Origin of the sequence: Siminovitchia fordii DSM 16014 = CIP 108821, assembly GCF_000374565.1 — a bacterium.
GTDB classification, from domain to species: Bacteria; Bacillota; Bacilli; order Bacillales; family Bacillaceae_C; genus Siminovitchia; species Siminovitchia fordii.
Genome location: NZ_KB894687.1, coordinates 214,822 through 237,590 on the forward strand (window position 1 = coordinate 214,822; position 22,769 = coordinate 237,590).

The following is a 22,769-nucleotide window of genomic DNA, read 5'->3' on the forward strand; positions in this document are numbered from 1 at the left end:
GTTATTTGTTTGTTTTTCAAATCCGACACGATTATTTTCCAATAAGAATTGACGAACAAATATTTTTTATGGTAAAGTAATACCAATTTACTGAAATCCTTTAGTTCGCTAGAGAGTTAAAGAATAATAGATTTGGGAAGTGACTTGTTATGTTTTTGCCAGCAGGAAGCAGGGATGAGATGGGGCCGGCTGTCAGCAATCGCTTTTCTGTTATGGAAAAGTTCAGGAAAGTGGCTGTATTGCGCGGATATGAACAAATATCGACTCCGGTCGTAGAATATGCATCGACTTTTACTAATGAATATGTGGATATGAAGTTGCAAAATATGCTGAAATGGTTCAATTCGGAAGGTGAGATCGAGGTATTGCGCCCGGATTGGACAACAGCTATTGCCCGGGCACTCTCTTCACAAGAGCACAAGCCTCAGAAATGGGCGTATCAAGGGTCCATCTTCAAGACTGACAGGCCGGGAATGGAAGACCATCAGGCTGGAATTGAGATCCTGCATATGCCGCCTTTGATGGGAGAGTGTGAAAGTCTCTTGATGGCTCATTCCTTTTTAAAATCCCTTGGAATAACGGAGTATGTGATTGAGCTTGGTCATACTGAATTATATGAAAGTCTTGTTCAGGAACTGGATTTGAAAACTGAAGATGCTGAACGCCTTCGCCAGGCTATGCATGATAAAAAACAGGATGAAGTATACGAAATTGCGTTTAACCATGGCGACAAGGAAGCGGCGAAAGAACTGGCGGCACTCGTTGATGCGTACGGCGGTATAGAAGTGATCAATGAATACGAGGAACGATGGAAAGACAAGAAAAATCTGATTGATATGCTAGCCCAAATGAAAAAGGTCGCGCAGATTTTGACCGAATCTGGGAGCAGCGATATCCTTGTCGACCTTGGCAGAGTGAAGAACCTGCCTTATTATTCAGGAATGCTGTACAGAGGGTTCTTGAAAAAAACACGAGCTGTCTGCTTCTCGGGAGGACGTTACGACAAGCTATATGACCGGTATGGGGGCGCTGTATCTGCAGCAGGACTCGCATTCGATGTGGATGTCCTTGCAGAACTATACAAGGATGAAGCCCCATTGGAAAGAATCTGCATAATTGCCGATTCAAATTCACTTGTTTTTGTCGAAAAATTGAGGCAGTCGTATAAAAATAGCATTGTAGATGTCCGGACGAAAGCGGCTGATGCGGATCAGTATGATAAGATAGTGGAAATAAAATTTATTGACGGAAAATATGAGGTGTTGGAAAAGTGAAACCGACAATCGCTTTGACAAAAGGGAGATTGGAAAAGCAATTTCTCGCATTTATACAATCTAAAGGCTACGATATCACTCCTTTGACCGATAAAGGAAGAAAACTTCAAATCGAGACAGATGATTTTTTTGCTGTTTTTGCAAAGGGAGTGGATGTCGCGACTTATGTTGAACACGGAATTGCCGATCTTGGAATTGTCGGGGAAGATATCCTGCTTGAATTTGAACCAGACGTCTATGATCTATTGCCGCTGCCATTCGGGAAATGCCGTTTGGCCATAGCCGGGGAACCTGAAGCGCCCCATTCATTCGGCAAGCAGAGGATTGCAACAAAGTTCCCGAACATTACAACGAAATATTTCAAGGAACGCGGAAAATCCGTTGACATTGTGAAACTGGAAGGTTCTGTTGAATTGGCTCCTCTATTAGGGCTGGCGGATAATATCGTGGATATCGTGGAAACGGGAAATACATTAAAGGAGAATGGACTTGTTGTCAAAGAGGAAATGATGTCTATTTCTGCACGCTGTATCGCAAACCGTAATTCTTTGAAACTGAAAAAATCCGTCTTAACGCCGCTCATCGACTCATTCCGTATCGGGGAGGCTGCCATATGATTCCAACATATACTGTAAGACAGTTCAAAGATACTTTTATTTCGACCAAAACAAAAAAACAACCTTTCGATGATAAAGTTTTACAGACTGTGAAAAACATCATGGAAGATATCCGGACTCGTGGAGATGAAGCGTTACAAGAGTACACGGAAAAATTCGATGGATACAGCGGTGACAAATGGGAAGTGACCAAAGAGGAAAGGAAAGCGGCTTGGAAGGAAGTATCCCCTGAAGTAATCGAATCGCTTGAAAGAGCGGCTGCAAATATCAAAAGCTTCCACTCTAAACAGCTTCAGCAATCGCGAATAATGGAGATGACAGATGACATCATTTCAGGACAGCTTTACCGTCCGATTGAGCGCGCGGGCATTTATGTTCCTGGCGGAAAAGCCAGCTACCCTTCTACAGTTTTGATGAATGCCATCCCGGCAAATCTTGCAGGGGTGCAAGAAATTATCATGGTTACACCTGTCAGAGGCGGAGACAGCATTCCTCCTGTTTTATCGGTTGCTGCCGATATAGCTGGAGTAAATAAGATCTATAAATTAGGCGGGAGCCAGGCGGTTGCAGCACTAGCATATGGAACGGACAAAATCCCTTCTGTTGATAAAATTGTTGGACCTGGAAATGCTTATGTAGCTGCTGCAAAATCACTTGTGTTTGGCGATGTGGGCATCGATATGATTGCTGGCCCTTCAGAAGTGGCGATTATTGCGGACGAAACGGCCAATTCCACCTTTATCGCAGCCGACCTGATCGCACAGGCTGAACACGATGAAAGGGCGCGCTCCTTCCTTTTTACAACTTCAAAAGAACTTATCGATGAAACGCTGGTAGAATTGGAGAAGCAATGCTCAGAACTTCCTAGAAAAGACATAGCAGAAGTCTCACTAACGAATGAAGGTGCCATTGTGTTAGTGGATTCTGTTGAAGAGGCTTTTGCATTGGTAAACGCTCTTGCTCCCGAGCATTTGGAAATCCAAGTGGAAAATGCACTACAACATTTGAGCAAAGTGAAAAATGCCGGTTCGGTTTTTATCGGTCATTACACACCTGAAGCGGTTGGCGATTATTTTGCCGGACCGAACCATGTTTTGCCGACAGTGGGAACCGCCCGTTTTTCATCGGGGCTGTCCGTTGATGATTTCGTCAAAAAAACAACGTACTTATATTATTCTGAAAAAGCATTGCGCAATGCGGCTCCATATGTGGAAACACTGGCCACAAAGGAAGAACTGGATGGCCATGCGCGTGCAGTGAAAGTGAGGCTGGAACTGTGAGAAAAACCCTTCAAGGATTGATTCCTTATAAAGTGGCGTCTGAACAGGCTGATGTGATCCGGCTTGACAACAACGAAGCATACACAAGTCTGCTTTCCTATATTGATTTTTCCGAGCTTGAACAAACGCTGTTGAACCGCTATCCAGATAAGAGCACGGAAGCATTGATCGAAGCGTACAGCAAATTTTCGGGATATCCCGCAGGAAACATTTTGGCAGGCAACGGATCGGATGAATGTATTACGCTGATTTCCCAATATTCCCTTGATCCAGGTGACTCTGTCATCGTTTTGGAACCCGACTTTTCTATGTATGAAAAAAATGCTCGGGTGATGGGGGCTAAAGTGGCGACCATCCAATTGAACGATGATTTTTCTTTACCGCTTGAAAAAATCAAAGCTGATATCCAAAGTTTAAAACCGAAATTATTATTTTTATCCAACCCGAACAATCCTACAGGCAGACTATATGGAAAAGAAGAAATCGAAGCATTGATCCAATCCATGAATCAGGCAGGCGGGATCCTTGTTCTGGATGAAGCTTATATGGACTTTGCGGGGGAATCGGCTTTTGCTAAAAAAGTGATTGATTATGACAACCTCATTATTTTGAGGACGGCTTCAAAAGCACTGGGTATGGCCGCACTCCGTCTCGGTTTCATTATAGCCAATGATCGGATCATCGAAGGAATCACAGCTGTTAAACCACCGTATAACGTAAACACTGTTTCCGCGCAGATCGGGACACAGCTATTGAAAAAACCGGAGCTTTTGGATCAATTTTTAATTATGCAGCTTGCACAAATTGCTGAGCTTGAAGAGATCATGAAAGAATTTACCGGTAGGGTGCCGGGTTCCATTTTATATCCGAGCAGCACTAATTTCATTTTAATGAGAACGGAAAGGGCCAAGGATATAGCCGATTTTTTATATGAAAGAAAAATAAAAATCCGTCTTTTCGACAATGGTTCTCTTGAAGCTGTCAGGGTTTCTGCGGGGACTGTGGAAGAACATTCGAAGCTCAAAGAGGCATTGATGAATTGGAGTGACAATCATGCGTCAAGCGTCAAGTAAAAGGGAAACAAGTGAGACGAAGATAGAACTTGCTGTTTGTCTAGATGACCCGACAGAGGTGGAGATCCATACAGGTGTTGGATTTTTTGATCATATGCTGACCGCTTTTGCGCGACACGGCAGAATCGGGCTTAAGGCCACTGTGGAAGGAGACCTGCATATAGACAGCCATCATACTGTGGAAGATACAGGGATTGTCCTGGGCAAAGCGATTAGAGAAGCGCTTGGCGATAAGCGGGGGATCGTCCGCTTCGGTACTTCTTATGTCCCGATGGATGATGCGCTAGGTTTTGTTTCACTTGATATAAGTGGTCGTCCGTTCCTCCATTTTGAAGGGGAATTTAACATGCAATCTTTGGGTAATTTCGATACGGAGCTTGTGAGGGAGTTCTTCCAAGCGTTTGCTTTTAACGCTGGAATCACGCTTCACGCCCGGGTTTTATATGGGGAAAACACTCATCATAAAATCGAAGCCCTCTTCAAAGCCCTGGGACGTGCTTTAAGGGAAGCAGTCAATATTGACCCCGAAATAAAAGGGGTTCTTTCAACGAAGGGCCTGTTGGAGTAAGAAAAGCCAAGGCGAATTATGAGGAGGCAAATCGACTTGGTCCTTACGCCGATGGCGCCTGGGCCATCTTAAAACGCCACATCCTGTGCGTCGCCTTAAAACGCCACGTTTTGTGGCATCGCCGACACTAGGGCTTCCTGTTGTCCGTTGGACTGGACATAACGGGGATACTTATTTCAAGAGAGGGATTAGCGTATTATATACATTCTTATTGTGTAAAGAATAAGCAAAACGATGGCAGGAGGAACATATGAAGATTTTACCCGCAATGGATTTAATCGATGGAAAATGCGTTAGGCTTTATCAGGGAGATTTCAACCAAACAACGCAGGTAGGGAGTGATCCCAAATCACAGTTACAGACTTTTATCAATGACGGGGCAGAAATCATCCATATTGTTGATTTAGATGGAGCACGCTCAGGAAAGCCTGAACAGCTGGAGTTAATCTCAAATCTTTGCGACAAGTCAACAGTACCCATCCAGATTGGGGGAGGAATCCGGAATTTGGAAACGGTTAAGGCGTATGTTGAAGCAGGAGCTGAACGAGTTGTCATCGGTACAGCAGCTGTAGAGGACGAAAATTTTTTAAAAGAAGCATTGAAAGATTACAAGAAAAATATCGTCATAGGAATCGATGCCCGCAATGAGAAAGTGGCTGTTTCCGGATGGGAAACCGAGACGGAAGTCGATTATATCGAGTTTGCCAAAAAGATGGAGGAACTCGGTGTCGAAACAATCGTTTTCACGGATATTTCAAAGGATGGTACAATGCAGGGCCCCAACCTTGCGCAGTTGAAAAAGATCAATGATGCAGTCGGATGTAAAATTGTTGCTTCAGGAGGAATCCGTAATCAGGCCGATCTTGATGCTATAGCAGAGCTAGGCATTGAGGAGGCCATCGTCGGAAAGGCTATGTATGAAGGCACGGTAAAATTAAGGAGGTCATGAAGATGAAAAAAATTATTCCTTGTTTAGACGTAAAGAATGGGCAAGTGGTGAAAGGAATCAATTTTGAAGGACTCCGCCAAATGGGCGACCCTGTGGAAATGGCCTCAAATTACTCCGAAAACGGTGCCGATGAACTGGTATTATTAGATATTTCAGCCACGACTGAAGGCAGAGACACGATGGTAGATGTTGTAAAAAGGGTGGCAGAGAAGATTTCGATCCCATTTGCCGTAGGTGGCGGAATCAAGTCACTGGAAGACATCGAACGAGTTTTGGGTGCTGGTGCCGATAAGGTTGGGATTAACTCGGCTGCTGTTGACCGCCCTGAACTGATTAAAGAAGCAGCTGAAACCTTCGGTTCCGAAAAGATTGTTGCTGCAGTCGATGCAAAGCAGTTCCCCGATGGCTCATGGCATGTCATGACCCACGGCGGATTGAAGGATGCTGGTCTCGATGCGGTTCAATGGGCCAAAATGCTTGAAGAGCTTGGAGCGGGTGAAATTTTACTGACGAGTGTTGACCGTGACGGTATGAAGGACGGGTACGACCTGGAATTGACAAAAGCGATCGTTGATGCGGTTGATATTCCGGTTACGGCTTCCGGCGGCTGCGGCAACACAGAGCACATTGTCCAAGTGTTTGAAAAGACGGATTGTGCTTCAGCCTTGGCTGCGTCCATTTTTCACGAAAATACAGTCAGCATTCCTGAGGTGAAAAAGCAATGCCGAGATAGGGGAGTGAATGTCAGTGACTCCTGACTTTTCCAAAGGACTTCTTCCGGCAATCGTTGTCGATGACAGGAGCGGTGAAGTTCTGATGCTCGCTTACATGGATGAGACAGCTTTTAATAAGACAATGGAAACAAAGGAGACTTGGTTCTATTCCAGGTCCCGTAAAGAATATTGGAATAAAGGGGCCACATCAGGAAACAAGCAGCGGGTCAAATCCATTCAGGCGGACTGCGACGGAGATACTTTACTTGTGAGGGTTGACCCGCTAGGCCCTGCATGCCATACAGGCGAAAAATCATGTTTTTTTGACACAGTCGGAGGCGAACATGAAAACCTGCCTTTGTCATCTGTCATTGCATCCCTTGATGATGAAATAAAAGAAAGAAAAGCAGACCCAGTTGAAGGATCTTATACAGCTTACCTTTTTGAAAAAGGAACGGATAAAATCGCCAAAAAGCTCATAGAAGAAGCTGGAGAAGTCATCATAGCTGCTAAAAATAAAGACAGAGAAGAACTTATCAATGAATTTGGAGACCTTTTTTACCATTGTCTTGTTTTGATGGCAGACCAAAATGTTCCGCTCGAATCTGTTTTGGCTGAACTGAGAAACCGCTCTTCCAGAAAGGGAAACTTAAAAAAAGAACGGCGTGAAATTCAAAAATGGTAACATGATCAGGTGAAGGGACCCCTTCACCTGATTCTTATTGGTTCTTTTGGATTTTTAAATAAACTACAAGGATCTGCAACCTGTCCTATCATTTTTCAAACCTGGTCGAGTCCGTCAAGTTTCGATTACGCTGGCTTCTGCGGTTATCAGTCATCGATGCGAGCAGTCCAAAGTTCAAAAATTGGTCATCGCTTCACTAGGCCAATTCCGGGGTCGACATCCCCTTTATCAGCCTTCGGAAAAGCCTGCCAAAGCAAACTTCATTTTTGAAGTGCCGCTCCCCTATTTACGGCTTTAGCACCACTTTTATACAATCATCTTCATGATCATTGAATATTTGATAGGCATGCGGTGCTTCTGTAAGCGGCAGCTTATGTGTAATGATGTCTGTAGGATCAAATTGTTCATGGGTGATTTTATCATAAAGCTCCGGCATGAAGTGTACGATAGGCGCTTGACCCATTTTCAATGAGATATTTCTTGAGAAAAGATCTCCTAATGGAAACATGTTATAGTTCATACCGTAGACCCCTGTGAGCTGAATAGTTCCAAACTTCCGTACTGCTTTTGTAGCGATTTGGATCGCACTCATCGTACCGCCCTGAAGCATCAACTTTTGCCCCACTTTTTCAAGGGGGGACTTTTTCCCATCCATCCCTACGCAATCAATAACAACTTCAGCACCGCCTCCAGTTAGGTCCTTCAATTCAAGCCCCATGTCATCATGTTGTGTAAAATTGAATGTTTCCACATGGTTCATTTTTTTGGCATGGTCAAGCCTATAGCCTACATGATCAATTGCAATGACTCGGTCTGCCCCCTCCATCCATGCGAATTTTTGAGCCATTAAACCGACAGGGCCGCATCCGAGCACGACAACCGAATCACCTTTTTTAATTCCTGCATTTTTCACGCTCCAATAGGCGGTGGGGAGAACATCCGACAAAAAGAGCAAAGAGTCATCTTCAAGTTCACATGACTCTGGAACGACAAATGGAAGAAAGTTTCCGAAAGGCACTCGCAGGAGTTCTGCCTGCCCGCCCGCATAATCTCCAAACCATTCGGAATATCCGAAATAGCCGCCAGTATCTTCAATGTCATTAGCATTATCGCATTGGCTCTCCATATTATTTTTACAATAAAAGCAGGTTCCGCAGGCAACTGTAAACGGAATGATCACCCGGTCCCCTTTTTTTACCTTTGTCACTTCAGGGCCGACCTCTTCCACAATTCCCATCGGTTCATGTCCAACGATGTAATCATCTCTCAGCTTGATGTTCCCGAGGTAAAGATGAAGATCCGATCCACATATAGCCGTTGAAGTAATCCGGACTATGATATCGTCCGGTCTTTCTATCTTGGGATCATCTACATTTTTAACTTCCATATTTTTAATGCCCTGGTAAGTTACGGCTTTCAATCGCTACACACCCTTTTATAAAATTCAAGCTTAGGATGCCCAACTTAATTTAGAACATGTTAATGGATGCATGATTTAATTGCCAATGCAAACAACAATGCCAGGGAATGGAGTTGATGGAATGAAGCTGTTTTGGGAGCCGCTCATTGTTCTTATAGCCGGATTGTTTTTACTGAAAGTGACCGGAAGAAAAGCGATTGCTCAAATGACTATGCCTCAGCTAATTGTCATGCTTTCTTTGGGGACCATTCTTGTACAACCCATGCACAGAAGGGAGTCGTGAAGACACTAGTTGTTGTGGGAATATTTGTTGTTACTTTATTTTTGCTGGAATAACTTCAAGTTAAAATAAATGGAGTTGAAACAATATTAACAGGTAAATCCAAAGTGGTAGTTCAAAACGGAACAATCAATGTACCTGAACTGCGAAAGCTCAGGATGAGCGTCGACCAACTGGAAACGAGGCTGAGGTTGAACGGCATTAGCTGTATTAGCAAAGTGGATGATATAAAAACTGCAACGATTGAGCCGAACGGGGAACTAGGGTACGAATTGAAGGACGAAGCCAAACGGCTTACAAAGAAAGAATTTAAAAAGTTGATGGATGAGTTCATGATCGGGGTGAAAGAAACACAAGCAACAGGCCCAAAAAGCAACGGACCAAATATTTTTGACGAGAATCAAGGGAGAGAATGACGATCATCCAAAGCAATTGCAATAGTAACCCTTAGAACATAAAAATCAGGCATTTTCCCTTTGCCTGATTCTTATTTTCTTGGTAATAGGTGCTTAGTGAATCCGCTTTTTCCTTGAAGGCCCACCGCGCACTTCGGAAATATTGCCGATTGCTAGAAAAGCAGCAGGATCATATTCATCGACAATTGATTTGAGCTTCGATTCTTCCAGCCGGGTGATAACACAAAAAATGACTGCTTTATCATTACCTGAAAATGCTCCTTCACCTTTCAAATAAGTGACACCGCGCCCCAGTCTCGCCATGATGGAATTTCCGATATGTTCAGCTTGCTCACTGATAATCCAAACCGATTTTGATTCATTAAAGCCCTCAACAACCAAATCCATCACCTTTGAAGCTATGTAATAGGTGATGATTGAATACATGGCACGATCCCAACTGAAAATGAAGCCCGCAGTGGCGAAGATGAAGAAATTGAAGAACATGACAACTTCTCCTACAGAAAATGGAAGTTTGTGACTCATCAGAATCGAGAGAACTTCCGTGCCATCAAGGGAACCACCGGCGCGAATTACAATGCCGACGCCTGTCCCCAAAATGATTCCGCCAAATACGGTATCAAGCAATAAATCATCTGTGACAACATAAGCATTGTGAAGGAGTACAGATGTTAAAGACAGGACAAAGATTCCGTATAGAGTGGCTAAGGCAAACGTTTTGCCGATTTGTTTATAACCGAGGTATACAAATGGAAGGTTTAATAAGAACAGGATAAAACCGACTCTCCAGTCTGTTAAGTAACTAATAATAATTGAAATGCCGGTTATGCCACCATCCAGAATATTGTTCGGGATTAAGAAAAGTTCAAGTGCAACAGCCATTAAAAAGGCTCCGATCGTCACGAAAATGACTCTCCAAAAAATCGACGTTTTTGATAGCTTTTTATGCTGTACCGCATTCAAAGCGGGATCGACAGATACCATATAATCAACCTTCCAATAAATTAAATTTATGTAAACAAGTAAACAGCATACTGTACCACCAAATGTGTATCTAGACACGAGTGCACTAAATTTCGTCAGCCTCTATTTAATAATTTTGTAAAACTTTCTTTCTAAATGCAACTTTTTTAACCCAATGCATAATAAAAAACCAATCATCCCTCCTGCTGTGTTTACGATCAAATCGTCAACATTGAAACCACGCGGAAGAATAAGTCCAAAATAACTAAAAAGAAGTTGGCAAGTTTCAATCGCCAAGCTTGTCAAAAAGACAAGGAGTGCCGCTATTTTTATATCATGTTTACGTAACAACAGGAAAGTATAAATGCCCAAGGGTGCCAGCATGATAAAATTGTAGAAGGTAAGCTTCACGGAATTCCAAAAAAACCAATCTGCACCGTTTATCTTATATAACCTGACCCAATCTGCAATGAAATAAAAAGGAACGGGCTGAATTTGAATTCCAGCATCTTCAGATAAAGGGGGAATGACGATTCCTCCCGTTGTAAGATCAAAGATGTTCAGCAAGTAAAAGATGAAGGTGTACAACATGATTCGCTGCATTAAATTATTCGTTCTATTTTTAATGAGGTCGTAAAAAACATAAATCATTAAAAAAATGGTGCCAAACGGCACCAATGGTATCGTATAAAACATGGATCATTCTCCTTTAGTTAATAGAAACGATTAGATTTTTCCGCCGGTAAACACTTAGCACGAGTCCGATCATGATTGAATTGATTACAATGGGTACTGCTCCGTAGCTGATAAACGGCAATGAAAATCCGGCAATCGGGACAAGGCCGAGCACCATTCCGATATTATATACAAACGGTACGGTGTATAGTGCTGCCGCTCCGACAATGAGGAGTTGACCGAAAGAATCACGAGTCTTACGGGAGATCCAGCACATTCTAACCATAACGACAGCGAGAAAAAGCACCATTACGACGGCAAATACCCATCCAAAGGAATAGGTTAGTGTGACAAAAACCATATCTGTATACATTTCTGCCATGTCAAATTTCTCCATTTGGGAAAATTGTCCAAACCATCCAGCTTCAGATAAATATTTTTTGAATTGTAAATAGAAATAGCCGTAAGTTGATTCGTATTGTTCTGGAAAAAGGAATCCCATTAATCTATCTCTCATATATAAGTTCTGCCAAAAGACAAGAAGGAACCCTGTAACCACGGTAAATAAGGCCGCAATGATTGAAGCAACCAGTTTTTTCGATTGGTTTCGTATTGACCAAAGATACATGACCACAACCATGACAACGTAGACAACTACATTAGTTACAGGACTGATAGGGATGTAAAAGACCAAAGATAAGAAGAATACCCCGGATATGAACAAAGTCCGGTTTGCATAACGGTGCAAAAATCCTGCCCATCCAATAAAAAGAAGCGGTATGACAATCAATGAATTTGCCAAAAGCGTGCCAAAGTGGGCAAATTGAACGCCATTTACGACCCTACTAGAAAAGCCAAGATGAAAAAACAGTACTAGTATAATCCCTGCTATGCTTAGCATAGGCCAATAAGTCTTCATAAGCTTTCTGTAATCAAACATCATCAATGTGAGCACAATCACGATTCCTAAAAGCACATCCAGTGATTTTTTGAATAAAGAAAACTGGAACTCATGATGAGTTATTAGCAAAGGCAGAAAGCCGACTAAGTATAATAGGAGAACGAGAGAAAGGAGGCTCCAGTCAATTTTGGGTCGATGCAGTTTGCCCATTTTGATTCCCAGTTTAACGGGGTCCCCCATCCGTTTTACTGCCTGACTTTCGGCTTCCTCACGGGAAAGCCCTGACTTTAACATGTTTCGAACCGCGGCTTCCAAATGCTGGTCGAGCTCCAAAGCGACAATCTTCTTGGCCTCTTTCGATTTAATCGGATCAGTCACTTGCTTTAAAAAAGCTTTTTTCTCACTCATACAAAATATCTCCCCCTAATAAATCTTTTAATGCCGGGGAATGTCTCTGTTGTTTCTCCTCCGCTTTCATCAATACCTTTCTTCCTTTATCCTGCAAATAATAGTATTTCAGATGATTATCCATCCATAAGGAGGCAATCCATTCTTTTTGTTCCAGCTCATGGAGGAGCAAATAGAGCGCCCCTTCTTGATTTATAAATTTCTTGATGTTCCGGCTTTCTAGCATCTGCAATAATTCAAATCCGGTTCTTTTTTCGTTCAGCAATTGGAGGGTGGCAATCAGAATCTCTTCATTGCTTTTTTGTTCTCTGTCAATGGCTTGATAAATGTTTTTGCGATGCTGCTCAGTAAACATCAATTCATTGGAAAGCTTCTTTTTCCCTAATCTTCTTAGTCTTTCTTCCATTTTTAAGAACCTCCTAAGCTGTCTTTTAACATGGCCGTTGCCCGACGAATCCTGGTTTTGACTGTATTTTTTTTAATACCCGTTAACATTGCTATTTCTTTGATAGACAGCTCTTCAAAATAATGCAGATAGATAGGTTCACGATATTTAACAGGAAGCTCTAAAACCGCCTTGATCAGATTTTTGTCTTCCTCTGAGCGTATGACCGCCCGTTCCACTGTATCGTATGAGGATACTGCTTCGGGTACTTTTTCATATGTAAGTAATACTTTTCGGTGATGCCAGCTTTTCAAATAATCCTTGCAATGGTTGATGGCGATTCTCCAAAGCCAGGTTTTGACGCTGGACCGGCCTTCGAACTTTGGAAGCGAATGATAGCATTTCACAAAAATCTCCTGTGTTAAATCTTCTGCAATTGCAGTGTTCACGACATACGAATAGGTAAGCTGTAAAATGTCCTGGCCGTAATCCGTCATGATCTGATCAAACAATATATCAATATCTGAAGTTTGGAGCCCTTCAGCAGCTATCTCATTCAAAGCTGTAACCCCCTTACCGTACTTAAACATTAGACGAGACGAATATATCGGTGGTTTCATTATAGCGGGTTATTTTTAACTTCATGTAGAAGTCTCCCAATTTTGTAAGTCCATTCAGTAGAGGGGCAATCCCGGCTGAATACTGTGAAAGCTTCCGGCGGATGCTACAGATTTTATTGAATGTAGCCCGGCAAAATGTATAGCAACTATGTCTTGGCACATTTGATTAAACCACATAACAAAACTAACGATAATTTCAAAGTATTACAATAAGGGGAATATTATGAGGAGCCCTTATCCAGATTGTTCCATATTTCTTTCTCATCAAGTAAACTGAATATAAGTGAAAATTGGGGATGTTAAAATGATGCGCGGAAAACAACTTCTCTTGAATAAAAAGACATTGGTTATACTACTCATTCTATTTATGGGGGGCTACGGTGCTTTTTTCGTGTACTCTTTTCAACATAAAGCTGACGATAAACATCTAATGACTGATGTGGGCCGCCTTGTTCCTGTTAAAGTGAGGGAAGTGGTTCAAGGACAAGAAGTCAGCCAGATGAAAGACCTTTTGATAGAGGCAGAAAAAAAGAATCTAAAAGTTTCAATTGCGGGCAAGCAGCACAGTCAGGGAGGCCACACTTACTATAAAGATGCGATTGTCATAGATATGACCACATTTAATAAAGTTCTTGAAGTGGATGAAAAGAAAAAGGTGGTCACTGTCCAAAGCGGAGCAACGTGGGAGGATGTCCAGGAATCAGTAAATCCTTACGGTTTATCTGTCAAAACGATGCAAGCGCCGAATATTTTCACAGTGGGTGGTTCCATGAGTGTCAATGTGCACGGACGTGATATCCGGTATGGCCCTTTAATCGAGAGCATCAGGGCATTTCGGCTTATGAATGCGGATGGAGAAATATTGAATGTAAGCAGGACTGAAAATGAGGAATTGTTCAGGTTGGTGAACGGGGGATACGGACTCTTTGGAATCATATTGGACGTCGATATTGAGCTGACGGACGACGTGCTTTATCGAGTGGAAAACGAATGGATCGATTATCATGATTATCCGGAATATTTTAAAGAAAAAGTATTGGCAAATCCAGTAGTCGAAATGCACAATTCCAGAATATCTGTTGCTCCCAATTACTTTTTAACGGAAATGTATGTGACAAATTACTATCTGGAGAAAGAAGGAAAGAAGCTGAAGGATTACAATGAGCTACAAGATGAAAAATTTGTGAGGCGGAATAAGTTTGCTTTTGGCTTGTCAAGGAATTTTGATTGGGGGAAAAACTTTGTCTGGTATGTGCAAAAGCATGCCTTTAAAGATGGAAAAGTGGAATGGGTTTCCCGAAATAATGTGATGCGTCCGGAAGTTAAGTTTTTGGATTATGAAGGAAAAAACGATACAGATATTCTGCAGGAATATTTTATTCCTGTTGATGATTTTCCAGTTTTCATTGATAGATTACGAGAGATTTTAGAAGAAGAAAACTTGAATGTATTGAACATTACCGTGAGATATGTTCCGAGAAACGAAGAAGCATTCCTTTCCTATGCGAACCAAGAAATGTTTGCACTCGTTTTTTTGATCAATCAGGGTACTTCTGAGAAGGAAATTGAAAAGACGGGAAAAGCTGTAAGGAAACTGATTGATCTTGTATTGGATTTTGATGGATCCTATTATTTGCCTTACTACCAATATCCATCAAAAGCACAAATGAAAGAGGCATATCCGAATGCTGACCTGTTTTTTAATAAGAAAAGGGAATACGATCCGAAGGAAAGGTTTATGAACCAGTTTTATGAGGAGTATGGCCGATGAGATGGATTATACTCTCACAAAGCATTGCAATTCTTGGCAGCAGTCTTGTTTTCCCTTTCTATTTGATATTTATTAAGGAGGTTGGCGGCGGATTTCTTCAATACGGAATCTCCTACGGTTTGTTTACAATAAGTTCAGCGTTTATACACGTAATAGTTGGTAGGCTTTCAGACCGGATGGGCAGGAAATGGTTTCTGCTTATAAACAGCTGGGGGATGGCCACATTACTCTTATTTTTCCCGATTGTTGTTCATATTTGGCAGGTATATATTTTGCAAGTATTGCTGGGAGCCGCTGGTGCAATGCAAAAAACAAGCGAAAAAGCATTGCTTGGGGATTTTACGAGTTCTTCCAATAGGGGGACAGCCATAGGGTACTATCATTTTTGGACGTCCATTTTTGCAGGGGCTGCTGTTATGCTTGGAGGTTTGATCATTGACCTTTTGACGATTGATATTATTTTTTATATCAGCTCTTTCATTCTTTTTCTAAGTGGTTTTTTGATTTTAAAAATAAAGGAGAACAACCATGGATATTTCAAAATTTAATAACAAGGACAACAACTGGCTGATGGAAGCTACAATTGACGACATGCAGGAAAAAATGACGGCGGGTGAAGTGACTTCACGGGACCTAGTGCAAAATTATTTGCATCGTATAGCGGTACACGACAAAAAAATCCGTTCTATTTTGGAGATCAATCCGGATGCCCTGCAGATAGCAGAAACACTTGACGAGGAAAGAAAAACAAAAGGGGTGAGGGGACCGCTACACGGCATTCCCATCCTTTTAAAAGACAATATCGATACTGGGGATAAGATGCATACATCTGCTGGTTCGCTTGCATTGGCGAAGCATGTGGCGTCAAGTGATGCTTTTATTGCTGATCGCCTGAGAAAAGCGGGAGCCATTCTGCTAGGAAAAACGAATATGACAGAATGGGCCAACTTCATGACAATTGGAATGCCTAGCGGTTACAGTTCAAGAGGCAGCCAGACAATGAACCCATACGGACCTGGTAAATTTGACGTCGGAGGTTCGAGCTCCGGATCTGGTGCCTCCATTGCATGCAATTTTGCTGCTGCTGCCATTGGGACGGAAACATCAGGATCGATTTTAAATCCATCATTGAAAAATGCGCTTGTCGGAATCAAGCCGACGGTCGGGCTTTTAAGCAGGCGGGGAATCATTCCCATTTCTCATAGCCAGGATACGCCGGGACCCATGGCAAGAACTGTAAAAGATGCAGCCTATCTAATTGGGGCAATGGCTGGGACTGACGAAAAGGATCCGGCTACACGTGCAATTCCGTCATCTGCAACCATAGACTATGCAGCAGTACTTCAAGAGAAAGATTTAAAGGGTGTCCGCATCGGGGTTGCGGGTGAGCCGTTCATACTGCGCTTAAGCAAGCATAAACTCAAGCTGATGGAAGAAGCCAAGTCCGCTTTAAAGGAACTTGGTGCAGAACTTGTGGAGGATGTTCAAATACCTTCTTCCAAACATATATGGGGTTTCGATCTTTTTACATATGAGTTCAAAGCCGGCCTCAATGCCTATCTTCAAGGTACCCGTCTACCGAATCAAATAAGGTCGCTTGCAGATATTATTCGATTCAATGAAGCCTATCCTGACAAGATGTTAAAATATGGGCAAAAGCTATTGGAGATGTCAGAAGAGACGAGCGGGACGTTGACAGAACCGGAGTATATACTCGCATTGGAACAGGATCTGCGTCTTTCAAGAGAAGAGGGAATCGACCATGCTCTGAATGAATATCGGCTGGATGCCATATTTTTTGGTGGGGACAGAGGATCAGTAATTGCGGCACGGGCTGGATACCCGACCGTCATTGTTCCCGCCGGATTTGTTCCAAACGGAGAGCCGTTCGGTGTTTCTTTCACAGGAACTGCTTTTAGTGAATCCGTTCTCCTGAAAATCGCCTATGCTTTTGAACAGGCAACACATTTACGGAAACCGCCAAAATTTGATTAACATTCTTTCATTCCAATTACCCTCTTTTTTTGAATGTTTATTCATCATGATGAAGGGTATTACATGTAGCAATACAGACGGAAAGGGAGAATGTGTTTGAGTATGGATGGTTTTATTAAGAAAGTGGAAGCCTTTTCAGACTGGTTATGGGGAATACCGCTTATTTCCATTCTTGTGATCAGCGGAGTGTATTTGACGGTTACCTTGAAATTCTTCCAATTCAGATATCCCATTTATATATTGAAACAAACAATGGGAAGTGTTTTTAAAAAACCGAAAGGAAAAGGGACACTTACACCATTCCAGGCATTGACTTCGGAGCTTTCGTGTACAATCGGTGCAGCAAATATTGTAGGTGTGCCGGCTGCTATCATGTTTGGTGGTCCCGGAGCCATCTTTTGGATGTGGGTCATTGCATTTATTGGAATGTCTTTGAAATTCTCGGAAAGTGTTCTTGCCATACGGTATAGGGAGAGGAATGAAAAAGGCGAATATGTGGGCGGCCCCATGTATTATATGACAAAAGGATTGAACATGAAGTGGCTGGGAATCTGGTTTTCACTTGCCCTTATGATCGAGCTTATACCCAGCATGATGATCCAAGGCAATTCTATTGCTTCCACTGTTTTTGAAACTGTAAAAATTCCTCCGATTTATACAGGTATAATCGCCGCCATCATTATTTCATTGGTCGTTTTCGGCGGAATCCAGAGAATCGGACGTGTGACTGAGCTGGTTGTACCATTCATGGCCATTTTTTACGTTGGATCGGCAATGTTGATCATGTTTATGAATATCTCCCACTTGCCTGGAGTCCTGAAGCTGATTGTGACTTCAGCTTTTCAGCCGATGTCGGCAATCGGAGGCTTTACCGGGGCGGCGATTGCTGAGACGATCCGCTGGGGCTTTGCCCGCGGGCTTTATTCAAATGAAGCTGGGCTTGGAACAACGCCGATTGCCCACGCGGCCGCCACGACAGACCACCCAGTCAGGCAGGGCTTTTGGTCCGTTATTGGTATTGTCGTAGATACGTTGATTATTTGCACTGCAACTGCTTTCGTTGTTTTATCATCAGGTGTCTGGACTGATAAAGGTGCTGCAGCAAATCCGTCAGGATTGACAACAATTGCTTTCACCCAATATTTTGGAAAGACAGGCAGTTATATTGTTACAATCGCCCTCATATTTTTTGTTCTCTCAACGATGGTTGTCCTGGTATTCTATGGAGCCAAACAGGCTGAATTCCTGTTCGGATTGAAAGCCGCAAGAGTGATGGAGGTTGTCTATGTGGCTGCAATCATATTGGGAGCCATCGGAGCAGCCCAGATCATATGGAGTTTCTTGGACATTGCCCTCGCTGCCATTCTGATCCCTAATGTCATCGCGGTTCTACTTTTAAGCAAAGAAGTGAAAGAGTTGAAAGAGGAATTTTTCACTTCGGAGAAATATTACTTGAAGGATGTCGAGGAGGAAAAAAGAAAAACAGGCTAATATAAGGTCTTATTCAAAAATCGGTATCTTTCTATGAAAATAGGGAGATGCCGGTTTTTTTATTGCCATTAATGGAAAAAGATATTGTAGATGATTAATAGAATGGATGGTGTTATTCATGAGTTCGACAGAATGGCTGGCATTCTTCATATTTTGTTTTTTGGCTCTTTGCATCTTGGTTCCATTGGTTCTTATTATTTGGATTTACATTTTAGATCGCCGGCAAAAAGTACACTCTGTTCTGAGAAATTATCCGGTACTCGGAAACGTCAGATATTTCTTGGAAAATATCGGCCCGGAGCTTCGACAATATTTATTTGCACATAACCGTGAAGGGAAACCATTTTCAAGATTTCAATATGAAAATATTGTAAAAGCCGGAAAGTATAAAGAGCGCATTATTGGCTTTGGTTCGGAGCGCGATTATGAAGAACCTGGTTTTTATATAAGGAATGCCATGTTTCCTATGCTGAATGAAGAATTAAGAATTGATCAGAACCCGAAAATCAAGACAATACTATATAATATTGACCATGAAGGCCTGTTTAATCGAAGGGAGCATCGGGAGGATGCCATTGTGGATCCGCACTATTTAGCAGGTGAGGATGCTGTCATCATCGGCGAACACACATGCAGATTCCCGTTTAAAGTAAAGGGTCTTGTGGGCCAGTCAGCGATGAGTTATGGGGCGTTGGGCAAAAACGCCATTACTGCTTTATCCAGAGGGTTGGGACTCGCAGGAGGTACCTGGATGAATACAGGAGAAGGAGGGCTCTCGGAATATCATTTGGAAGGTGACGTAGATATCATCATGCAAATCGGCCCGGCTTTATTTGGTGTAAGAACATTGGAAGGGGATTTTTCCTGGGAATTATTTAAGCAAAAAAGCGAAATGGAAAAAATCAAAGCGTTTGAATTAAAGCTTGCCCAGGGGGCAAAAACAAGAGGAGGGCATATTCTTGGGGAAAAAGTGACACCTGAAATTGCAGCTATCCGAAATGTCACTCCATGGAAAACGATCGATAGTCCGAATCGATTCCGGGAATTTCATGATACCGCCGGACTAATGGAGTTCGCTGACGAATTGAGAGAAGTCGGAGGAAAGCCTGTAGGGATTAAAATCGTTGTCGGTTCAAAGTCAGAAGCCGAAAACCTGGTCAGGGAAATAGCTGAATCTAGAACGCTCCCCGATTTTATAACAGTAGATGGAGGAGAAGGAGGAACCGGAGCAACTTTCCAGGAACTGTCGGATGCGGCAGGTCTCCCGTTGTTTACGGCATTACCCATTCTGGATGAAATGCTGAAAAAGTACAAGATCCGTGATAAACTTAAACTTATTGCTTCGGGCAAGCTGGTTACCCCCGATAAGGTAGCCTATGCACTCTGTCTTGGCGCTGATCTTGTAAACACGGCAAGGGGAATGATGATTTCTGTGGGATGCATCATGGCGCAGGTCTGCCATAATAATACGTGTCCTGTAGGAGTGGCCACAACAGATCCCTGGCTTGAAAAGGCACTTGTCATTGAAGAGAAGATGTACAGGGTGACAAATTATATCATTTCCCTCCGAGAAGGACTGTTCAATCTTGCTGCTTCCGCAGGGATTGCCTCACCTGCAGAATTTAGTGAGGAGCATTTAATCTATAAAAAAGAATCCGGTGAAATGTTGACCGGAGAAGAATACAAAAAGAATATACAGTCTCTCAAACAGGTATGAACCAAAAAGTCTGTAACTGAGACTGGGAATAATGAAATGAGGAATAAAGATGACCATGGCAATGGATATATTAGGCAGGTTAAAACCCGCGTTTAAGGACTTATGGAAAAAATCCGGTTTTAATGAATTGACAGCTGTACAAGAAAAAGCGATCCCCCTGATTATTGAAGGAAGAGATATGATCGTCCAGTCCCCGACAGGCACTGGAAAAACTCTCGCTTATCTTTTACCGGCCCTTGATCGGATCGATGAAACGAAGCAGATGACCCAGGCTATCATCCTTGCCCCATCAAGAGAACTTGTCATGCAAATTCATCAGGAAGTTCAAAATTGGTCGTTGGGATCTCAAATAACAAGCGCTGCGCTTGTCGGAGGAGCAAATATCAAGCGACAAATAGACAGGTTGAAAAAAAAGCCTCATATCTTGACAGGGACCCCTGGCAGGATCTTGGAGCTTATCCGGATGAAAAAATTAAAAATGCATGAAGTGAAGATGGTTGTTTTGGATGAAGGGGATCAACTCCTTAAAAAAGAGAATTTAGATACAGTCCGTACCATCGTCAAATCGACACTTAATGATCGGCAGCTACTACTTTTTTCTGCAACAAGACTGGAAGATCCCGATCAGGTGAAGGCCATGATTGGAAGGGATCCAGAAAAGCTTACGGCGGAAAAGTCAGTCTCTGTTCCAACTTCCATCGAGCACTATTATATGTTATGCGAGCTACGGGAAAAAACAAAATTGCTGGGTAAACTTGCAAAAATGGATGGCATGAAAGGCCTTGTTTTTATCAGATCTGTCGGTAATATGAATGTGATTGCGGATAAGCTTCAATTTGAAGGGGTAAAAGTTGAACTTCTTCACAGTGATTTGGGGAAACAAGAAAGGGAATCGGCCTTAAAAAGATTGCAGTCAGGTGAAATCAATATTTTGCTGGCCACCGATATTGCAGCCCGGGGGATTGATGTCATCGGCCTGAATCACGTGATCCAATATGATCTTGCGGAGGATGCTGCTCAATATGTACATCGGGCAGGAAGAACGGGAAGGATGGGGGCAGCCGGAACGGTTGTCAGCCTTGTCAATCCGAGAGATGAGCGGGAATTGAAAAAATATGCAAAAGAACTAGGTGTCTCCATTGAAAGAAAACGGTTGTTCAAAGGTCAGCTTGCTGATATTCAATCCCGTTAAGAAAAGTATTGGGCATACAGGGGTAGGCTTGTTACGAGGAGGAAGCTCCAAAGTCATCCAATCATTACCTTATGGAGCTTGACCGGTAAAGCATCAGAGCACCATCGGCACTAGCATTCCAGTCGTCAGAGCTAGTCAAAACATCTAGAGCTAGGCTGATTGATCATTTCTTTTTGGCTAATAAAAACGGTGACCGTATCACATAATAAGACAACTGTCACCATTTTAATGGGATATAAAGGATGTCTGCAAGCTCCGGAAAGTCAATAAATGGATTTCGGTTACCTTGAATATGATAGATGGCCTGGTTCCGATGCTTTTCATACAGGTCAGGGGGAAACTGCCGGTTCCAGTTCCTTAACAAGTTAAAATTGATCTTGCTTCTGAATCTTTTCTCAATAGATTTTGGGTATCGGAGCAGAAAATAGAGCATGGCCCTGGCAGCGGCGCCTTTTCCAAATTCCGGCTCGAATAGATTATTGGCAGCTACCCCGCAGCGGTTTCTGATTGTCTCTGCCGGTGACTCAGGGGTGTAATCCGGAAAATCGTAGTAAGGAAAATTGGAACGGACGGCGTTGCAGCTTGGTTCGCAGACAAAAAGATGGTGTAAGTCTCCTTTCATGGGTTCACGGCTGTTATACCAGGATTGCGGAACAATATGCTCGGCATTAAATTTGAGCTCTTCAGGGATCGGCTGGCGGAATTCTGTCTGATCTCTTTTAGCTAGAAAATCTTGGAACTCCTCGTGACGCCTTTTCACCTCAAAGTCTTTTCGTATCAAATCTGCAGGATCATTCTCCTTGCCGGAGTATATGCTTTTGATTGTGTAGTCAGGCCGCAGGTCGACCCATGTGTATAAGAATTGATCCTTGCTTATAAAATAAGGAAGCTTATTCTTGTGAGTACGTTCCACGAGAGAATGGAGCTGTTGGAATTTCGGTTTTCGGATACTTACCTTTCGGTAATATTTGAGTACTGCTCCCTGATCTTTTTTTTCATCGTAGTAGACAAGCTCTTCTTCTCTCAGTCTGCGAAGAGTTTTTTCCAGTTCTTCGAAGGATGGTTCAAGATGAACAGTCATGATATTCACTCCGGTCACGATCTGTAAAAGCCATTCTCTTAAAATAGGAATGTTCCATGCCAAGCTCTCGGTTCATCAATATTTCCATTTCTTCCAGATGGCCTCGCTCCACTACCGGATCTATATCCGACCACCGGACCGTATATACGAAATAGTAATCTTTTATCTGTCTGAAGATGACGTCTGAATGAATGAAGGGCTCAAATCGGGCCTTAATATTATAATGTCTCGTGTATGACCAGTCGATCAGTTCCATGATTCACCTTTCCTTCCTTCCATCTATTATAAACTTTAG

General features: G+C 42.6%; 24 protein-coding genes. 16 read left to right on the forward strand and 8 right to left on the reverse strand.

Annotated features, from left to right (window positions below; all coding sequences use genetic code 11):
• Nucleotides 1-149 precede the first annotated feature (149 nt).
• The 8 genes from C509_RS0106815 (at nucleotide 150) to hisIE (ending at nucleotide 7,159) form a co-directional block, all read left to right on the forward strand.
• On the forward strand, nucleotides 150-1,274 hold the full coding sequence (locus C509_RS0106815) for an ATP phosphoribosyltransferase regulatory subunit (protein ID WP_018706168.1): 1,125 nt from the start codon (nucleotides 150-152) through the stop codon (nucleotides 1,272-1,274).
• A complete protein-coding gene (hisG, locus tag C509_RS0106820; RefSeq protein ID WP_018706169.1) occupies nucleotides 1,271-1,891 on the forward strand; it encodes an ATP phosphoribosyltransferase in 621 nt (206 codons plus the stop codon). Before C509_RS0106815 ends, hisG begins: the two co-directional genes overlap by 4 nt.
• Nucleotides 1,888-3,171, forward strand: coding sequence for a histidinol dehydrogenase (hisD, locus tag C509_RS0106825; RefSeq protein WP_018706170.1), 1,284 nt, complete (start codon nucleotides 1,888-1,890; stop codon nucleotides 3,169-3,171). The genes hisG and hisD overlap by 4 nt, the downstream gene beginning before the upstream one ends.
• On the forward strand, nucleotides 3,168-4,244 hold the full coding sequence (locus C509_RS0106830; protein WP_018706171.1) for a pyridoxal phosphate-dependent aminotransferase: 1,077 nt from the start codon (nucleotides 3,168-3,170) through the stop codon (nucleotides 4,242-4,244). The genes hisD and C509_RS0106830 overlap by 4 nt, the downstream gene beginning before the upstream one ends.
• Nucleotides 4,225-4,812 (forward strand): imidazoleglycerol-phosphate dehydratase HisB, encoded by a 588-nt coding sequence (gene hisB, locus C509_RS0106835; protein WP_018706172.1) that lies wholly within the window; start codon nucleotides 4,225-4,227, stop codon nucleotides 4,810-4,812. The genes C509_RS0106830 and hisB overlap by 20 nt, the downstream gene beginning before the upstream one ends.
• A 250-nt stretch (nucleotides 4,813-5,062) precedes the next feature.
• Nucleotides 5,063-5,761, forward strand: a complete 699-nt coding sequence (hisA, locus tag C509_RS0106840) for a 1-(5-phosphoribosyl)-5-[(5-phosphoribosylamino)methylideneamino]imidazole-4-carboxamide isomerase (RefSeq protein ID WP_018706173.1) — start codon at nucleotides 5,063-5,065, stop codon at nucleotides 5,759-5,761.
• Nucleotides 5,758-6,519 carry an imidazole glycerol phosphate synthase subunit HisF gene (gene hisF / locus C509_RS0106845; protein WP_026319736.1) on the forward strand — a complete coding sequence of 254 codons (762 nt, stop codon included), beginning with the start codon at nucleotides 5,758-5,760 and terminating at the stop codon, nucleotides 6,517-6,519. The genes hisA and hisF overlap by 4 nt, the downstream gene beginning before the upstream one ends.
• Nucleotides 6,503-7,159: a bifunctional phosphoribosyl-AMP cyclohydrolase/phosphoribosyl-ATP diphosphatase HisIE gene (gene hisIE, locus C509_RS0106850; protein WP_033369790.1), complete on the forward strand. Its 657-nt coding sequence runs from the start codon at nucleotides 6,503-6,505 to the stop codon at nucleotides 7,157-7,159. The genes hisF and hisIE overlap by 17 nt, the downstream gene beginning before the upstream one ends.
• A gap of 286 nt (nucleotides 7,160-7,445) precedes the next feature.
• On the opposite strand, the gene C509_RS0106855 is transcribed toward hisIE, so the two are convergent.
• Nucleotides 7,446-8,579 (reverse strand): zinc-dependent alcohol dehydrogenase, encoded by a 1,134-nt coding sequence (locus C509_RS0106855; RefSeq protein ID WP_018706176.1) that lies wholly within the window; start codon nucleotides 8,577-8,579, stop codon nucleotides 7,446-7,448.
• Between the two features lie 121 nt (nucleotides 8,580-8,700).
• On the opposite strand from C509_RS0106855, the gene C509_RS26965 reads away from it, so the two are divergent.
• Complete coding sequence (locus tag C509_RS26965) at nucleotides 8,701-8,862, forward strand: hypothetical protein (RefSeq protein ID WP_245542444.1); 162 nt, start codon at nucleotides 8,701-8,703, stop codon at nucleotides 8,860-8,862.
• Between the two features lie 104 nt (nucleotides 8,863-8,966).
• A complete protein-coding gene (locus tag C509_RS26970) occupies nucleotides 8,967-9,275 on the forward strand; it encodes a YetF domain-containing protein (RefSeq protein ID WP_018706178.1) in 309 nt (102 codons plus the stop codon).
• Between the two features lie 93 nt (nucleotides 9,276-9,368).
• On the opposite strand, the gene C509_RS0106865 is transcribed toward C509_RS26970, so the two are convergent.
• The 5 genes from C509_RS0106865 to C509_RS0106885 form a co-directional block, all read right to left on the reverse strand.
• Entirely contained in the window at nucleotides 9,369-10,259 is an 891-nt protein-coding gene (locus C509_RS0106865; RefSeq protein ID WP_018706179.1) for a YitT family protein, read from the reverse strand.
• Between the two features lie 102 nt (nucleotides 10,260-10,361).
• Entirely contained in the window at nucleotides 10,362-10,934 is a 573-nt protein-coding gene (locus tag C509_RS25465; RefSeq protein WP_018706180.1) for a VanZ family protein, read from the reverse strand.
• A 13-nt stretch (nucleotides 10,935-10,947) separates the two neighbouring features.
• A complete protein-coding gene (locus tag C509_RS0106875) occupies nucleotides 10,948-12,222 on the reverse strand; it encodes an FtsW/RodA/SpoVE family cell cycle protein (protein ID WP_018706181.1) in 1,275 nt (424 codons plus the stop codon).
• Complete coding sequence (locus C509_RS0106880; protein ID WP_018706182.1) at nucleotides 12,215-12,628, reverse strand: PadR family transcriptional regulator; 414 nt, start codon at nucleotides 12,626-12,628, stop codon at nucleotides 12,215-12,217. The genes C509_RS0106875 and C509_RS0106880 overlap by 8 nt, the downstream gene beginning before the upstream one ends.
• A gap of 2 nt (nucleotides 12,629-12,630) precedes the next feature.
• Nucleotides 12,631-13,167, reverse strand: coding sequence for a sigma-70 family RNA polymerase sigma factor (locus tag C509_RS0106885; RefSeq protein ID WP_018706183.1), 537 nt, complete (start codon nucleotides 13,165-13,167; stop codon nucleotides 12,631-12,633).
• A gap of 364 nt (nucleotides 13,168-13,531) precedes the next feature.
• Between C509_RS0106885 and C509_RS0106890 the strand changes: the two genes are divergently transcribed.
• From C509_RS0106890 to C509_RS0106915, 6 genes are all read left to right on the forward strand, one after another.
• Nucleotides 13,532-14,998, forward strand: coding sequence for an FAD-binding oxidoreductase (locus C509_RS0106890; protein ID WP_018706184.1), 1,467 nt, complete (start codon nucleotides 13,532-13,534; stop codon nucleotides 14,996-14,998).
• Nucleotides 14,995-15,546, forward strand: a complete 552-nt coding sequence (locus C509_RS0106895; RefSeq protein ID WP_018706185.1) for an MFS transporter — start codon at nucleotides 14,995-14,997, stop codon at nucleotides 15,544-15,546. The genes C509_RS0106890 and C509_RS0106895 overlap by 4 nt, the downstream gene beginning before the upstream one ends.
• On the forward strand, nucleotides 15,527-16,993 hold the full coding sequence (locus C509_RS0106900; RefSeq protein ID WP_018706186.1) for an amidase family protein: 1,467 nt from the start codon (nucleotides 15,527-15,529) through the stop codon (nucleotides 16,991-16,993). The genes C509_RS0106895 and C509_RS0106900 overlap by 20 nt, the downstream gene beginning before the upstream one ends.
• Nucleotides 16,994-17,095: 102 nt before the next feature.
• A complete protein-coding gene (locus C509_RS0106905) occupies nucleotides 17,096-18,484 on the forward strand; it encodes an alanine/glycine:cation symporter family protein (protein WP_018706187.1) in 1,389 nt (462 codons plus the stop codon).
• Between the two features lie 118 nt (nucleotides 18,485-18,602).
• Nucleotides 18,603-20,201 carry an FMN-binding glutamate synthase family protein gene (locus C509_RS0106910; RefSeq protein ID WP_018706188.1) on the forward strand — a complete coding sequence of 533 codons (1,599 nt, stop codon included), beginning with the start codon at nucleotides 18,603-18,605 and terminating at the stop codon, nucleotides 20,199-20,201.
• 49 nt (nucleotides 20,202-20,250) lie between these two features.
• Entirely contained in the window at nucleotides 20,251-21,393 is a 1,143-nt protein-coding gene (locus C509_RS0106915; RefSeq protein WP_018706189.1) for a DEAD/DEAH box helicase, read from the forward strand.
• 217 nt (nucleotides 21,394-21,610) lie between these two features.
• On the opposite strand, the gene C509_RS0106920 is transcribed toward C509_RS0106915, so the two are convergent.
• On the reverse strand, nucleotides 21,611-22,474 hold the full coding sequence (locus C509_RS0106920) for an endonuclease I family protein (RefSeq protein ID WP_018706190.1): 864 nt from the start codon (nucleotides 22,472-22,474) through the stop codon (nucleotides 21,611-21,613).
• A complete protein-coding gene (locus tag C509_RS23580; RefSeq protein ID WP_018706191.1) occupies nucleotides 22,458-22,730 on the reverse strand; it encodes a hypothetical protein in 273 nt (90 codons plus the stop codon). Before C509_RS23580 ends, C509_RS0106920 begins: the two co-directional genes overlap by 17 nt.
• Between the last annotated feature and the right edge of the window lie 39 nt (nucleotides 22,731-22,769).